At 57.8% G+C, this 13611-nt stretch carries 12 protein-coding genes and 1 pseudogene; 9 read left to right on the top strand and 4 right to left on the bottom strand.

Translation table 11 applies throughout. The features are described from left to right. Positions 1-22: 22 nt before the first annotated feature. Positions 23-301 carry an acylphosphatase gene (locus ACYVIA_RS11765; RefSeq protein ID WP_460840954.1) on the top strand — a complete coding sequence of 93 codons (279 nt, stop codon included), beginning with the start codon at positions 23-25 and terminating at the stop codon, positions 299-301. A gap of 34 nt (positions 302-335) precedes the next feature. Here the strand turns inward: ACYVIA_RS11765 and ACYVIA_RS11760 are convergent, their stop codons facing one another. Both ACYVIA_RS11760 and ACYVIA_RS11755 read right to left on the bottom strand, forming a co-directional pair. Further along, a complete protein-coding gene (locus ACYVIA_RS11760) occupies positions 336-1244 on the bottom strand; it encodes an AEC family transporter (RefSeq protein ID WP_460840952.1) in 909 nt (302 codons plus the stop codon). A 79-nt stretch (positions 1245-1323) separates the two neighbouring features. After that, positions 1324-3303: a cation:proton antiporter domain-containing protein gene (locus ACYVIA_RS11755; protein WP_460840950.1), complete on the bottom strand. Its 1980-nt coding sequence runs from the start codon at positions 3301-3303 to the stop codon at positions 1324-1326. 263 nt (positions 3304-3566) lie between these two features. Between ACYVIA_RS11755 and ACYVIA_RS11750 the strand changes: the two genes are divergently transcribed. The 8 genes from ACYVIA_RS11750 (at position 3567) to ACYVIA_RS11715 (ending at position 10680) form a co-directional block, all read left to right on the top strand. Beyond that, complete coding sequence (locus tag ACYVIA_RS11750) at positions 3567-4595, top strand: KpsF/GutQ family sugar-phosphate isomerase (RefSeq protein ID WP_460840948.1); 1029 nt, start codon at positions 3567-3569, stop codon at positions 4593-4595. Beyond that, positions 4595-5122 carry a KdsC family phosphatase gene (locus ACYVIA_RS11745; protein ID WP_460840947.1) on the top strand — a complete coding sequence of 176 codons (528 nt, stop codon included), beginning with the start codon at positions 4595-4597 and terminating at the stop codon, positions 5120-5122. Before ACYVIA_RS11750 ends, ACYVIA_RS11745 begins: the two co-directional genes overlap by 1 nt. Beyond that, positions 5119-5712 (top strand): LPS export ABC transporter periplasmic protein LptC, encoded by a 594-nt coding sequence (lptC, locus tag ACYVIA_RS11740; protein ID WP_460840945.1) that lies wholly within the window; start codon positions 5119-5121, stop codon positions 5710-5712. Before ACYVIA_RS11745 ends, lptC begins: the two co-directional genes overlap by 4 nt. A 37-nt stretch (positions 5713-5749) precedes the next feature. After that, positions 5750-6298 carry a lipopolysaccharide transport periplasmic protein LptA gene (lptA, locus tag ACYVIA_RS11735; protein WP_460840943.1) on the top strand — a complete coding sequence of 183 codons (549 nt, stop codon included), beginning with the start codon at positions 5750-5752 and terminating at the stop codon, positions 6296-6298. A 1-nt stretch (position 6299) separates the two neighbouring features. Continuing rightward, positions 6300-7040 carry an LPS export ABC transporter ATP-binding protein gene (lptB, locus tag ACYVIA_RS11730; RefSeq protein ID WP_460840942.1) on the top strand — a complete coding sequence of 247 codons (741 nt, stop codon included), beginning with the start codon at positions 6300-6302 and terminating at the stop codon, positions 7038-7040. A gap of 17 nt (positions 7041-7057) precedes the next feature. Beyond that, positions 7058-8539: an RNA polymerase factor sigma-54 gene (locus ACYVIA_RS11725; RefSeq protein WP_460840940.1), complete on the top strand. Its 1482-nt coding sequence runs from the start codon at positions 7058-7060 to the stop codon at positions 8537-8539. A gap of 111 nt (positions 8540-8650) precedes the next feature. Next, complete coding sequence (gene hpf, locus ACYVIA_RS11720; protein ID WP_460840939.1) at positions 8651-8998, top strand: ribosome hibernation-promoting factor, HPF/YfiA family; 348 nt, start codon at positions 8651-8653, stop codon at positions 8996-8998. A 590-nt stretch (positions 8999-9588) separates the two neighbouring features. Continuing rightward, complete coding sequence (locus tag ACYVIA_RS11715) at positions 9589-10680, top strand: enoyl-CoA hydratase/isomerase family protein (RefSeq protein WP_460840937.1); 1092 nt, start codon at positions 9589-9591, stop codon at positions 10678-10680. A 66-nt stretch (positions 10681-10746) separates the two neighbouring features. Here the strand turns inward: ACYVIA_RS11715 and ACYVIA_RS11710 are convergent, their stop codons facing one another. Further along, a complete protein-coding gene (locus ACYVIA_RS11710) occupies positions 10747-11898 on the bottom strand; it encodes a deoxyguanosinetriphosphate triphosphohydrolase (RefSeq protein WP_460840936.1) in 1152 nt (383 codons plus the stop codon). Beyond that, positions 11895-13561: pseudogene (gene aroKB / locus ACYVIA_RS11705) on the bottom strand (bifunctional shikimate kinase/3-dehydroquinate synthase AroKB). The gene ACYVIA_RS11710 and the pseudogene aroKB overlap by 4 nt, the downstream one beginning before the upstream one ends. Positions 13562-13611: the final 50 nt, after the last annotated feature.

Genomic DNA, 13611 nt, shown 5'->3' with positions numbered 1-13611 from the left:
GAACGCAAAACAAGGAGGCGACATGGCCAAGCATCTGCTTATCGTTGGACTGGTGCAGGGCGTCGGCTATCGCGCCTCCTTTGAAGCGCAGGCGCGCGCTTTGCAACTCGACGGTTGGGTGCGCAACCGTGCCGACGGATCGGTGGAGGCAGCGGTGAGTGGCGATCATGATGCAATCGACAAGATTGTCGCCTGGTCGCGGCGCGGACCAAGCGCCGCACGAGTGCGCGAAGTCGCGGTCGCCGACATCGACGATGCATCCGTCCCCAAGGGGCGCTTCGACGTACTTCCGACAAAATAGCAGCCTGAACGGATCGCCGCTGAATTGCGCAATATCAGTCAGGCAGTCCCATCCACAGCCCAAGCGGCACAAAAGCCAGAGCAGCAAGATTGCCGAGCAAGACGATCGAGGCGACCTTGTCCGGTTCCTGCTTGTACTGCTCGGCCACCATGAAGCAGAAGACTGCCGGCGGCAGTGAAGCGAACAGATACATCTGGCCGCGTTGCATTGGCGTCAGCGGCAGCACGCCATCAAGCAGCCACGCAACGATCAGGCCGCCGACGGGGCACACGATGGCACCGACGAGCCCGATATGCCAGCTCTTGAAGTTCACATCCAGCATGCGCACACCAAGTGCAAACAGCATCAGCGGGATGCAGGCATCACCCAGCATCTTCAGCGCAAGCATCAGCGGATCGGGCAAGGCAATGCGGAAGATCGCGAACACCATGCCGATCATCATCGCCATCATCATCGGGCTGAGCATGAACTTCCATAGCGGCGTGCTGACATTGCGCCCGCTTTCGATGATTTTGATACCAACGGAGAAGTAGATCAGGTTGCACGCCATGAACAAGGCAACCGCGGCCGGCAGTCCAGCGGTGCCGAAAGCGAGCACCGCAAGCGGCAACCCCATGTTGCCGCAATTGTTGTACATCATCGGCGGGATGAAGGTGCGCGCGTCATAGCCAAACATGCGCGCCAGCGGCCAGGCTATCAGGCCGGAACCGAGTGCGATCAGAATGCCGGCGAGGATCAGCATGCCGTTATGCACCAGATCGAAGTCCTTTGCCGCCAGCGCAGTAAAGACCAGCAGCGGGCACAGCACATCCATGCTTACCCGGTTCACCGACGTCATGTCCGATCTGACGCGTTCGCCACGCAGGCGTGCATAACCGTATCCGAGGCCGATGATGATGAAGACCGGCAGGATGATGCCGAGGATGCGTTCAAACGCTTGCATTGGTGCGCACTTTCGAGGAGGGGGCGGAAATTGTAGCGAGATATCTCGGAATCCGCTTTCTTTGTGGAAAGATACGAACCTACTTCAACAGCCGCTCTTCCGCGCGCGCTACGCCCTCCGTCGCTCCGCGCAGTACAACGATATCGCCGGCTTGCAGCACCGTATTGGGTGTGACTTCGATCCGACTCTTGCCTCGCCGTAAAGTCGTGACTTCGGCGCCCGCCTCATGCAGCATCAAGGCGGCCAGGGGCTTGCCGACAGCACGGGCCCCTTCCGTCAACGTGACAGAATGCAATCGCACATGCAGATACTCTGCATCGTCTTCGTTAGTGCCATGGAAGTAACCGCGCAAGGAGGCATAGCGCTCGTCGCGCGCGGCCTGCACCCGGTGCACCACGCGCCGAAGAGGCACCCCGAGCATCACGAGTGCATGCGAAGCGAGCATCAAGCTGCCCTCGATCGCCTCCGGCACCACTTCGGCCGCGCCGGCTTCCTGCAGCTTGTCGAGATCCGCATCGTCGTGACTGCGAACGATGACCGGCAGTGCCGGCGCCAGTTCATGGGAGAAATGCAATACCTTTAGCGCAGACGGCGTATTGGCGAACGTGACCACAAGTGCCGCAGCACGGTGAATGCCTGCTGCGACGAGGCTCTCCCGGCGCGCCGCATCGCCGTAGGACACGTTGGCGCCGGCGGCTTGCGCCTCCCGCACCCTGTCCGGGTCGAGGTCGAGCGCATGATAGGCAATCCCCTCCTCTTCCAGCAGCTTGGCGAGGCTCTGGCCGCTACGGCCGAAGCCGGCAATGAGTACGTGTCTTTGCGTCGTCATCGTGCGCGTCGCAATCTGTGTCAGCGCCAGCGATTGCATCATCCATTCATTGGCCGACAGCTTCATGACGATGGCATCAGACTTTGCGATGATGAACGGTGCTATCAGCATCGACAGCACCATTGAGGCGAGGATGACCTGAATCAGCAGCGGATCCATTAACCGGAGCCCGCCAGCCTGGTTCAGCAGCACGAAGCCGAATTCGCCCGCCTGGGCTAGGCCGAGGCCGGTCCGCAGCGCCACACCGGTTGTCGCACCGAACAGGCGGGCCAGAAAAGCGATCAATCCAAACTTCAGCACCACGGGCACCGTCAGCAACAACAGGACAAGCCACCAGTTGTCGATCACCAGCCGCACATTGAGCAGCATGCCGACCGTAATGAAGAACAAGCCCATCAGCACGTCGCGAAACGACTTGATGTCCTCCTCCACCTGATGCTTGTACTCAGTTTCCGAAATCAGCATGCCGGCGACGAACGCGCCAAGCGCCAGAGACAGGCCGGCACGTTCGGTAATCCATGCGGCCCCCAGCGTGATCAACAGCAGGTTCAGCATGAACAACTCCTGGGACCGCCGTTTCACCACGATCCGGAACCAGCTTCGCATCAGACGCTGGCCGATCACGAGAAGCAGAACGAGCACGATGCCGGCTTTCATGCCCGCGAGCGCCAGCGTCGCCAACAGGTCATCGGAGTCGCCGGCAAGCGCCGGGACGAGGATCAGTAGCGGCACCACGGCGAGATCCTGGAATAGCAGGATGCCGATGATCTGCCTGCCATGGGGGGTTTCCAGCTCCAGCCTTTCCGTCAACAGCTTCGAGACGATCGCCGTGGACGACATGGCCAGCGCACCACCGAGTGCAAAAGCGGCGCGCCAACTGATTGCCATCAGCTGCGGCAGGAAAAAGGCCATCAGCCAGCCGAACAGCATGGCCGCACCAATGGTCAGCAAAACCTGCGCCATGCCAAGGCCGAAGACAATGCGGCGCATTGAAACCAGTTTGGGGAGCGAGAACTCCAGACCGATGGAGAACATCAGGAAGACAACGCCAAACTCGGCCAAGGTGTGTGTCGTCTGGTTCTCTGCCGCCAGACCGAGCGCATGCGGGCCGATGACGATACCGACAATGAGGTAGCCCAGCATCGGGGGCAGATGCATCATGCGAAACGCGACGACGCCCAGCACGGCAGCACCGAGCAGAATGAGCGTCAGTTCAAGAGCCGAAAACATGGGTTGTCCAGAAGGTCAAATCGAGTACTGCTGTTGCCGACGCTGTTTCTCTGATAAAAAGCTCTCAAATCCGCACTGACACGAAAACCTGTTGCATGTCCGCCCGTCCGGCAGGCAAGGCACGGCAAGCGAAGCCGCCTCGACTTTTCCTTTTTAAATGAATGACTTGGGGAAAATCGACCGATGAACAAGGCGGCAGCGCAAGGATATTTTTGTTGTGACTGGCAGATTTTTTGCTTTCGTAATTCGTTTATACTTCCCGCATGAGTGTAATCGATGCGAAAACCCTGTCGAAAGCTTTTGATGCAAAAACTGCACAACGCGCGCTGGAACTGGCGCGCACCACGCTGCAGATCGAAGCCGACGCTATCCTGGCCCTGAAAGACCGCCTGTCCAACAGCGCGGACGACAGTTTTATTCAAGCCGTTGCGCTGCTGATGCATGGAACCGGACGTGTTGTGGTCTCCGGCATCGGCAAGTCCGGCCATATCGCCCGCAAGATCGCCGCTACGCTGGCCTCGACCGGCACGCCGGCATTGTTCGTCCATGCCGCCGAAGCGCTCCACGGCGACCTCGGCATGATCACCGAACATGACATCGTCATCGCGATCTCCAATTCCGGCGAGGCTGCGGAATTCATCGCGATCATCCCGATCATCAAGCGAATGGGAGCCAAGCTGATTGCCATCACCGGCAACGAAAACTCTCGGCTGGCGAAGCTGGCGGATATCCACCTCAATGCCCGCGTCGACAAAGAAGCCTGCCCGCTGAACCTCGCCCCCACGGCGAGCACCACGGTGACGCTGGCACTAGGCGATGCGCTTGCCGTTGCCCTGCTCGACGCCCGCGGCTTCCGCGAAGAGGATTTCGCCCGCTCGCACCCCGGTGGCGCCCTCGGCCGTCGCCTGCTGACGCATGTCCGAGATGTCATGCGCAGTGGCGATGCCATTCCGTCAGTTGCGGCGGATACCCCGTTGCCGAGGGCCTTGCTGGAAATCACGAACAAAGGCATGGCAATGACGGCTATCGTCGACGAGGCAAACCGCGTTCTCGGCATCTTCACCGACGGCGACTTGCGTCGTCTGATCGAAGCGGCGCAGGACTTCGGCAAGCTGAAGATGGCCGACGTCATGCATGCGAACCCGCGTACGATCGGCCCGGACCAGCTGGCCGTCGAGGCCGTCGAGCTGATGGAACAATTCCGCATCAACCAACTGCTGGTCGCCGACGCCGAGGGCAAGCTCGTCGGCGCATTGCATATCCACGACCTCACGCGCGCAAAGGTGATCTGATGCAGGAGGACGCTGTCGCCCGGGCCGCGCGCATTCGGCTCATGATTTTCGACGTGGATGGCATTTTGACCGACGGCAGCCTGCATTACGGCCCGGACGGCGAAACCATCAAGACCTTCAATGTCCTCGATGGGCACGGCATCAAGCTTCTGCAGCAGTCCGGCGTGGCCACCGCCATCATCAGCGCCCGCAAATCCGAGATTGTCGCCCGTCGTGCCGCCGACCTTGGCATTCGACATGTGCAGCAAGGCGTGCATGACAAGCTGGTTGCATTCGAGCAGCTGCTTTCGCAAACCGGCATCGCTGCCAGCGCCTGCGGATTCATCGGCGACGACGTCATCGACTTGCCGATCCTGCTGCGAACCGGCTTTGCCGCGAGCGTCCCCAACGGCCATCCGGAAGTCCGGTCACGTGTGCATTACGTGACACAGGCAGCCGGCGGACGGGGCGCCGCCCGCGAATTGTGCGATTTCATCATGCGGGCGCAAGGTAATTACGAGGCGGCTCTGGCGCCGTATCTGGCATGAACGATGCGCGCACGGCAAGGCGGGTTCGCCTTGCCGCTGTATTGGTACTGATGATCGGCTTGGCGCTCGGCAGTTTCTGGCTGTACGAGGTCATGCGCCGTGCGACGGAAGATGTGCTGCCGGCAGTGGAGAGGACCGAGCCGGATTTTTACGTCGAGAAATTCAGCTACGTCAAAATATCGCAGGAAGGAAAAGCTCAGTACCATTTTTCCGGCGACAAGATGACGCACAATCCACTAGACGACTCCTACGACATCGTTCAGCCGGTGGTAAGCAATTTGAACAAGGCGAATCCGCCGATAACCCTGCGCTCGGATCGTGCAACGATCAACAGCGACAGCAGCGAGGTGCATATGTATGACAACGTGCATCTCGATCGCCCGGCAGCTCCAGATGTTGAGCCGATGCATGTTGCATCGGATTACCTGCTTTTATTGCCCGATGACGATGTTGTCAAGACGGATAAGCCTGCGGAAATCACGCTAGGCCAATCAAAACTGACCGGCACCGGCATGTATGTGAATAACGCGACGCGCGAACTACGTTTGACAAGCAATGTTCATGGCACGTATCAAGCCCCGTTGCGTTAATCCGATATAACTTGATGCATCACTTTCGAGATTGTTCATGAAACGTTTTTTCTTGTTGCTGTTGATGCTGACGGCCGTTGCCACCGGCAACGCACACGCTGAGAAAGCCGACTCCGACAAGCCAACCAATGTCGAGGCCGATCAGATGGCTTACGACGACGTAAAACAGATCAATACATTCACCGGCAATGTGGTTCTTACCCGAGGCACATTAACCATGCGAGCACACAAGATGATTGTGACGCAGGATCCGGCCGGCTATCAGTTCGCCACTCTCCTTGCACCGGCCGGCGGACTTGCGACGTTCCGCCAAAAACGCGATGCCGGCCCTAACCAATGGGTTGAGGGACACGCAGAACGTATCGAATATGATGGCAAGACGGAAATCGTGAAACTGTTTTCCAAGGCGATGATTCGTCGCCTCGAAGGCAGCAAGCCGACCGATGAAGTGGAAGGCGAATTCATTTCATATGACAGCCGCGCCGAGTTCTTCACGGTCAACAACACGGCAACCGGCGAAAGCAAGCCGGGTGGCGGTCGGATCAAGGCGACGATCCAGCCGCGCACCGAGTCAAAGGATCAATGACATGACAAGCACACTGGCCGTCAGCGGCTTGCAGAAGAGTTACGGCTCTCGTCAGGTGGTGCATGATGTATCGCTTCAGGTGGAAAGTGGCGAAGTCGTCGGCCTGCTGGGCCCCAATGGCGCCGGCAAGACAACGTCCTTTTACATGATTGTCGGCTTGGTACCGTCCGATGCAGGAGAAATCAATCTCGATGGGACGGCGATCTCGCGCCTGCCGATTCACCGGCGTGCCACGCTTGGCTTGTCCTATTTGCCGCAGGAAGCATCGGTATTCCGCAAGCTGACCGTCGAGGAAAACATCCGGGCGGTACTGGAACTGCAACGTGTCAACGGCAAGCCGCTAAACCGTGCCGAAATTGACAAGCGCCTGAACGACTTGCTGGCCGACCTGCAGATTGAGCGTTTGCGCGAGAACCAGGCCTTGTCGCTATCAGGCGGAGAACGGCGGCGCGTGGAAATTGCACGCGCGCTGGCAACCAACCCTCGGTTCGTACTGCTGGATGAACCTTTCGCCGGGGTGGACCCAATTGCTGTCATCGAGATCCAACGTATCGTACGCTTTCTGAAGGAGCGCGGGATCGGAGTGCTCATTACCGACCACAACGTGCGTGAAACACTTGGCATTTGCGACCGCGCCTATATCATCAATCAGGGCTCGGTCCTGGCCAGCGGCAGACCGGACGACATCATTGCGAACGAGTCCGTACGGCGCGTATATTTGGGTGAGCACTTCCGGATGTAAGGAAGAACCAAACAGGCATGAAACAGACACTCCAACTTCGCATCTCGCAACATCTGGCACTGACGCCCCAGTTGCAGCAGTCGATACGCCTGCTGCAACTGTCGACGCTGGAGCTGCATCAGGAGCTGGAACAAATCCTGTCCGACAATCCGCTCCTCGAGCGGGTCGATGATCCTCTTGATCATTCTGTGCGCCTGCTTGCTGATGGCGCGATCAGCCCCGGAACAACGAGCAGCGGCGATGTGCCAGTGACGGATGCCAACGGCTCGTCCGGCGCCGACGAAACAGAAGCTGCTTTTGCGGGCAACGATGCCTCCGAAGGGACATCCGCCAGTGAAAATGAATGGAGCTTTGACGATGTGGCTCGTACATCGAAAGCACCGGAAGATGATGAAGCCCGTCCGCAGCTCGAAGCACATGAAACGACGCTGCGTGAACACCTGCTGGAGCAGATGCGGGTAACCGTACGCGAGCCACGTGACCGTGGGTTGGTGGAACTGATCATAGATGCGTTGAATGACAATGGCTATCTCGAAGAGTCGCTGGAAGAAATCCATGCACGCTTGCCGGAAGAGCTGGAGGTCGAGCCGGAGGAGTTGTCGGTCGCACTGAAATTGTTGCAGAGCTTCGAGCCTGCTGGTGTGGGCGCGCGCAATGCCTCCGAATGCTTGGCAATCCAAATTAGGCGCTTCCCCAAGGTGCCACTGGTGACGCGGCGCCGCGCGCTGGACATCGTCGAGAACCATCTTGCCTTGTTTGCCCAGCGCGATTTCAACAAGCTGAAGAAAGTTCTCGACTGCGATGAGGAAGACCTGCGCGAGGCACAGCATGTGATCAAGCAGTGCAATCCACATCCAGGTGCCTTGTTCGCATCCGACACGTCGGACTATGTCGTTCCCGATGTGATCGTCAAGCGCACGAAGAACGGTTGGCAGGTGATGCTCAACCATGACGTCATGCCCCGGCTGCGTGTGAATGCCTTGTACGCGAATATCCTGAAGCAAAACAAAGGTGAGGGATCGCTTACTTCGCAGCTTCAAGAAGCGAAATGGCTCATCAAAAACATGCGCCAGCGTTTCGACACGATCCTGCGTGTGGCCCAGGCGATTGTGGATCGACAGCGCAACTTTTTCTCGCATGGCGCAGTGGCGATGCGCCCTCTTGTCTTGCGTGAAATTGCTGATACACTGGGCTTACACGAGAGCACTATTTCTCGCGTGACAACTCAGAAATACATGCTCACCCCTCACGGCATGTTCGAGTTGAAGTACTTTTTCGGCAGCCATGTGGCGACCGAAGCGGGGGGAGAAGCTTCATCAACCGCGATTCGCGCACTGATCAAACAATTGATAGGAGCAGAAGACCCAAAGAATCCATTCTCTGACAGCAAAATCGCAGACATGTTGGGAGAACAAGGCATGGTCGTCGCGCGGCGCACGGTGGCGAAGTACCGCGAAGCTCTCAAGATCCCTCCAGTCAACCTGCGAAAATCCCTGTAATTATCGTGTTGTAGTGTTGTCTTTGTTGCTGTGTTCCGGCGTAGCCTGCTACGCGGAGATGCAATCGGGCACGTTGCGAACCGCCAGCGACACTATCCATAGGAGCGCTGTATGAATCTGATAATCAGTGGACATCATCTCGAACTGACCCCTTCTATTCGCGAGTATGTGAATACGAAGCTGGAGCGAATCAGACGTCATTTCGATCATGTCATTGATGTTGCAGTCATCTTGGGTGTTGAAAAACCGTCAGAGAAGGAGAAACGACAGCGTGCCGAGGTCAACCTGCGTTTGAGAGGAAATGTGATTCATGTGGAGAGCTTTGCCGAAGACCTCTATGCTGCGATCGATCTGCTGGTCGACAAGCTGGACCGCCAGGTTCTCAAGTACAAGACCAAGGTCCAGGATCATCAGCACGAAGGCATCAAGCGCATGGTAGAGCAACCTGCGGCGACCTGAGCAAGTCGCGCGAGTGGCAATCGGCGGATAAGCAAAGGGGCATTCGATGCCAAGCCCCTCGCTTAACCTGTTGAAGGTTTTGGGATAGCCAAAGGCTGATTGAAGGGCCGCATTCGCAAGGATGCGGCCTTTTTTCATTGGTCGGGGTCGCCAAGGTGCTGCGGCGAATGCAGGGGTATAAGCGAACTGCAGGAACCTTCCGACCGGCCAAAACGATAATCTGTGCCTTGGAAATCAGCGGGGCTCGCTGAACTTTATCCGCAACAGACGCCGTGCGCCTGCTGTGAGTTCAGCGTCGACCCTTTTGAGCACCATTGGAGCCGGGCTAGGTTCAGCATCCTCTGGCGTGATTGAGTTCGACAAACAGAAAGCCCCGTAAGTCGTTGAACTTACGGGGCTATTTGCCCGGTCAATCAACCGCTTTCAACAGGTTAAGCGAGAGGCTTGATTCGATGCCCCTTTTTCTTTTTGTTGTCGCGAGCCTGACGACAAGCGCACAAGCACCAAATGCAAAATGTCAGTGCAGCGACTGCTTGCCTTTTCCATTCTCGATAAAATAGCCCGACCTTCATTGATGAAAATGCTCCGACATGACTGACCTCGTCCAACTCTCCGTCAAGAACAAAACAGGCTTTATTACCCTGGACCGCCCCAAGGCTCTGAATTCGCTTTCACTCGACATGATCCGGTCGATGACGAAAGCCTTGCTCGCCTGGCGTGCCGACGAGACCATTCACGCGGTTGTGATCAACAGCACCAGCGAAAGGGCATTCTGCGCCGGCGGCGATATCCGATTCTTCTACGAAGCCGGATCGAGCACACCGAAAGGCCGCAGCGCACTTCTCGAGGACTTTTTCACCGAGGAATATGCGCTCAACCACCTGATCCACTATTATCCTAAGCCCTATATCGCCTTCATGGATGGCATCGTGATGGGCGGCGGAATGGGCGTGGCACAAGCCGGGACAGGCAATCGCATGCGCGTCGTGACGGAACGTACCAAGATGGCCATGCCCGAAGTAAACATCGGGTTGTTCCCTGATGTCGGCGGGGGTTATTTCCTTTCCCGGGCACCCGGCCAGATTGGCGCATATCTTGGCGTAACGGGCGAAACGATCAGTGCAGCGGATGCGCTTTACGCCGGCCTGGCGGATGTGTTCGTACCCGTGGAGAAACTGCCCGCACTGCTGGAACTGTTGGTAACCCACACCGCAGGCGACATTCGCCAGGCCGTGCAGGCGTTTGCAGAACCGTTCCGGTCGCAGGCCGATCCGGCCAGGAGCATGCTGGCTACCGAACGCGACGCAATCGACAGGCATTTCGCCCATGATGATGTTCGTGCGATCTGCGCGTCGCTGGCTGGAGATGCGAGCCAGTTCGCGCAAAAGACGTTATCTGTGATGAACAAGCGATCGCCGTTGATGATGTGCGTAACCCTGGCGCAGTTGCGTCTTGGTGCCAGCATGAGCGTCGCCGATTGCCTGCGCCTGGAGCGCACGATGGTCCGGCGTAGCTTCGAGCACGGCGAGGTTCTGGAAGGTATTCGTGCGGTGGTGATCGACAAGGACAATGCCCCGAAGTGGAATCCGCAGTCGTTGAACGATGTCACGCCAGAGATGGTCAGCCAATTCTTCGCTCCCGCCTGGCCGGCTCACGCGCACCCGTTGCGTCACCTCGAATAAAAACAGAGTGCACGCTGGGCAGCAGTCGTGATGCCTGGCATACCTTTGGTTCGGCAAGAAGATTGATTAGATCTCGCCGATCATGAACAAGCGGCGATGCTCGCGCATTGCATACCGATCCGTCATGCCGGCAATATAGTCGGCGACTTTCCGGGATTGGGTGCGCTCGCGTTCGGGGCCACCGTCGCTTGCGTGTACCTGATAATCGAGCGGCAGCAAGCTCGGCTCCTGCATGAAGGCATCGAACAGCTCCCTGACGATCCGCCGTGCCTTGCTCGTCATGCGATTTACCTGGTAGTGCTGATAAAGGTTCTGGCGCAAGAATCGCTGGAGCAGCACGGCTTCCTTGCGCATCTCGTCCGAGAAAGCGATGAGCGGTGGCGCATTGCGCACATCGTCGACGTGCTTTAGCTGAACTTCCTGGATGCGTGCTTGTGAGGTCTGGATGAGATCGACAATCAATGCGTTGATCATGCGACGAATCGTTTCATGTACAGCACGCCGACCGTTGATTCCCGGGTAGACAGACTCGACCTCGCTACGATGACGCGCCCAGAAATCGACTTCGCCCAACTGGGTAGTTGTAAGGAGCCCAGACCGAAGACCATCATCGATGTCATGGTTGTTATAGGCGATCTCATCGGCCAGATTCGTGAGTTGCGCCTCCAGCGTGGGTTGCTTATTGTCGATAAAACGCTGACCGATGTCGCCCAGCCTGGTTGCATTCGCCGCAGAACAATGCTTGAGGACGCCTTCGCGTGTTTCGAACATGAGGTTCAGTCCGTTAAACGCACCGTAGTGCTCCTCAAGTTCGTCTACGACTCGCAAGCTCTGAAGATTGTGTTCGAAGCCGCCATAATTCTTCATGCACCCGTTCAGCGCCTCCTGGCCAGCATGTCCGAACGGTGTGTGTCCGAGATCGTGGGCAAGGGAGATCGCTTCAACCAGGTCTTCGTTCAGGCGCAGGTTACGCGCGATGGAACGTGCGATCTGTGCGACTTCGATACTGTGGGTCAGGCGAGTCCGGAAGAGGTCGCCCTCGTGGTTGAGGAAAACCTGGGTCTTGTATTCGAGCCGGCGAAATGCGGTCGAGTGGATGATCCGGTCCCGGTCACGCTGGAACTCGGTACGTGATGCAGGGGCCGCCTCAGGAAAGCGCCGCCCTCGCGATGCCGCAGAACTGGCGGCATATGGTGCGAGGTGGGCTTCGAAGTTCATTTCGCGACGCAGGCCTTCAGTGTGGCGAGTAGTGCATCTTGCGGTGCAGGCATGATCACCGCAGTTCCGAGCGGTTTGAGAAGAATGAACTTGATCTGTCCGCCCTCATTCTTCTTGTCGACCTGCATCAACTCCAGCCAGCGGTCAACACCCAGGTCAGGAGCGACCACCGGAAGTCCGGCCGCCCGCACGAGCTCGGTTACCCGGCTCCTCGTTGCCTCGTCAATAAACCCAAGTCGCTCCGACAAGTCTGCCGCCATGACCATCCCGCAACCGACTGCTTCTCCATGCAGCCATTCGCCATATCCCAAACCGGCCTCAATCGCATGGCCAAAGGTGTGACCGAAATTGAGGATTGCACGCAACCCGCCCTCGCGCTCGTCCTGCCGAACGACGTCAGCCTTGATTTCGCATGAACGCTGGATTGCATGTGCGATTGCCGTAGTTTCTCGGTCCAGTAGCTTCGCAATGTTGGTCTCGATCCAATCGAAGAAGTGCGCATCAATAATGGCACCGTGCTTGATCACCTCGGCCAAGCCAGCGGACAATTCTCGATCGGACAAGGTGTTCAGGGTGGTCGTATCAGCAATCACCGCTTGCGGCTGGTAAAACGCGCCGATCATGTTCTTCCCGAGTGGGTGGTTGATTCCCGTCTTGCCGCCCACGGACGAATCGACCTGGGCCAGCAATGTGGTAGGCACCTGCACAAATGGCACGCCGCGCATATAGGTTGCAGCACCAAAACCGGTCAAGTCGCCGATGACGCCTCCGCCCAAGGCAACCAAGGTCGTCTTGCGGTCGCATTTCTCAGAGAGGAGCACGTCGAACACCTGCATCAGGCTGCCCCAGTTCTTTTCCTCCTCTCCATCCGGCAGGACGACACTTGTCACCTGCTTGCCCGCTGCGACAAGCGCCTTGCTCAGCCTTTCCAAGTAGAGGGGGGCAACAGTGGTGTTGGTAACGATTGCGACCCGCCGACCAGTTATTTGCCGGCTGACGAGACTCGGATCATCCAGGAGACATTCGCCGATCGTAATCGGATAGCTTCGGTCCCCGAGGTCGACTTTCAATGTGATCGGGGCGGTTAGCTGCTTTGTCATGTGTCTTTTTACGAAGTTGGGTTTGGCTTATCGTCGTCCGCGATTGCCTTTGGCCGGCGTTCCAGCTGCGTAACAATCGTCTGTACCAGCGATTGTACGTTAGGTCGTCCTGTTTCGATGACGAAGTCGGCAAGCTCAAGGTAATAAGGCTCGCGTTCGCGTGACAACTGTTCAAGCCGCTGGCGGGGATCGGCAGTCTGGAGCAAGGGCCGGTTCTTGTCGTGGCTGGTGCGCTGGAGGATGCTATTGATGCTGGCACGCAGGTAAATCACGGTGCCGCGGGTTTTCAGGTACTCACGATTCTCGGGCTTGAGGATTGCTCCCCCACCCGTAGCCAGTACGATGTCCGACTGTGAAGTCAGATCGCGAATCACTTCCGATTCACGTTGGCGGAAGCTGGCCTCGCCTTCAATCTCGAAGATAAGTGGGATCGAGACGCCTGTACGCGCCTCGATCTCGTGGTCAGAATCGATAAATCGCTTGTTCAGCTTTCTGGCTAAGGCCCGACCGACGGTGGTCTTGCCGGCGCCCATCAGGCCGATTAGAAAAATATTTCCCTGCACGCTTTAGAAGCTCTTTCTCGATTCTTGACATCCTGCTCACTGAGCGAGCT

The sequence above is a fragment of the Noviherbaspirillum agri genome, assembly GCF_054780595.1.
This window is presented reverse-complemented; position numbering and strand designations above follow the sequence as displayed.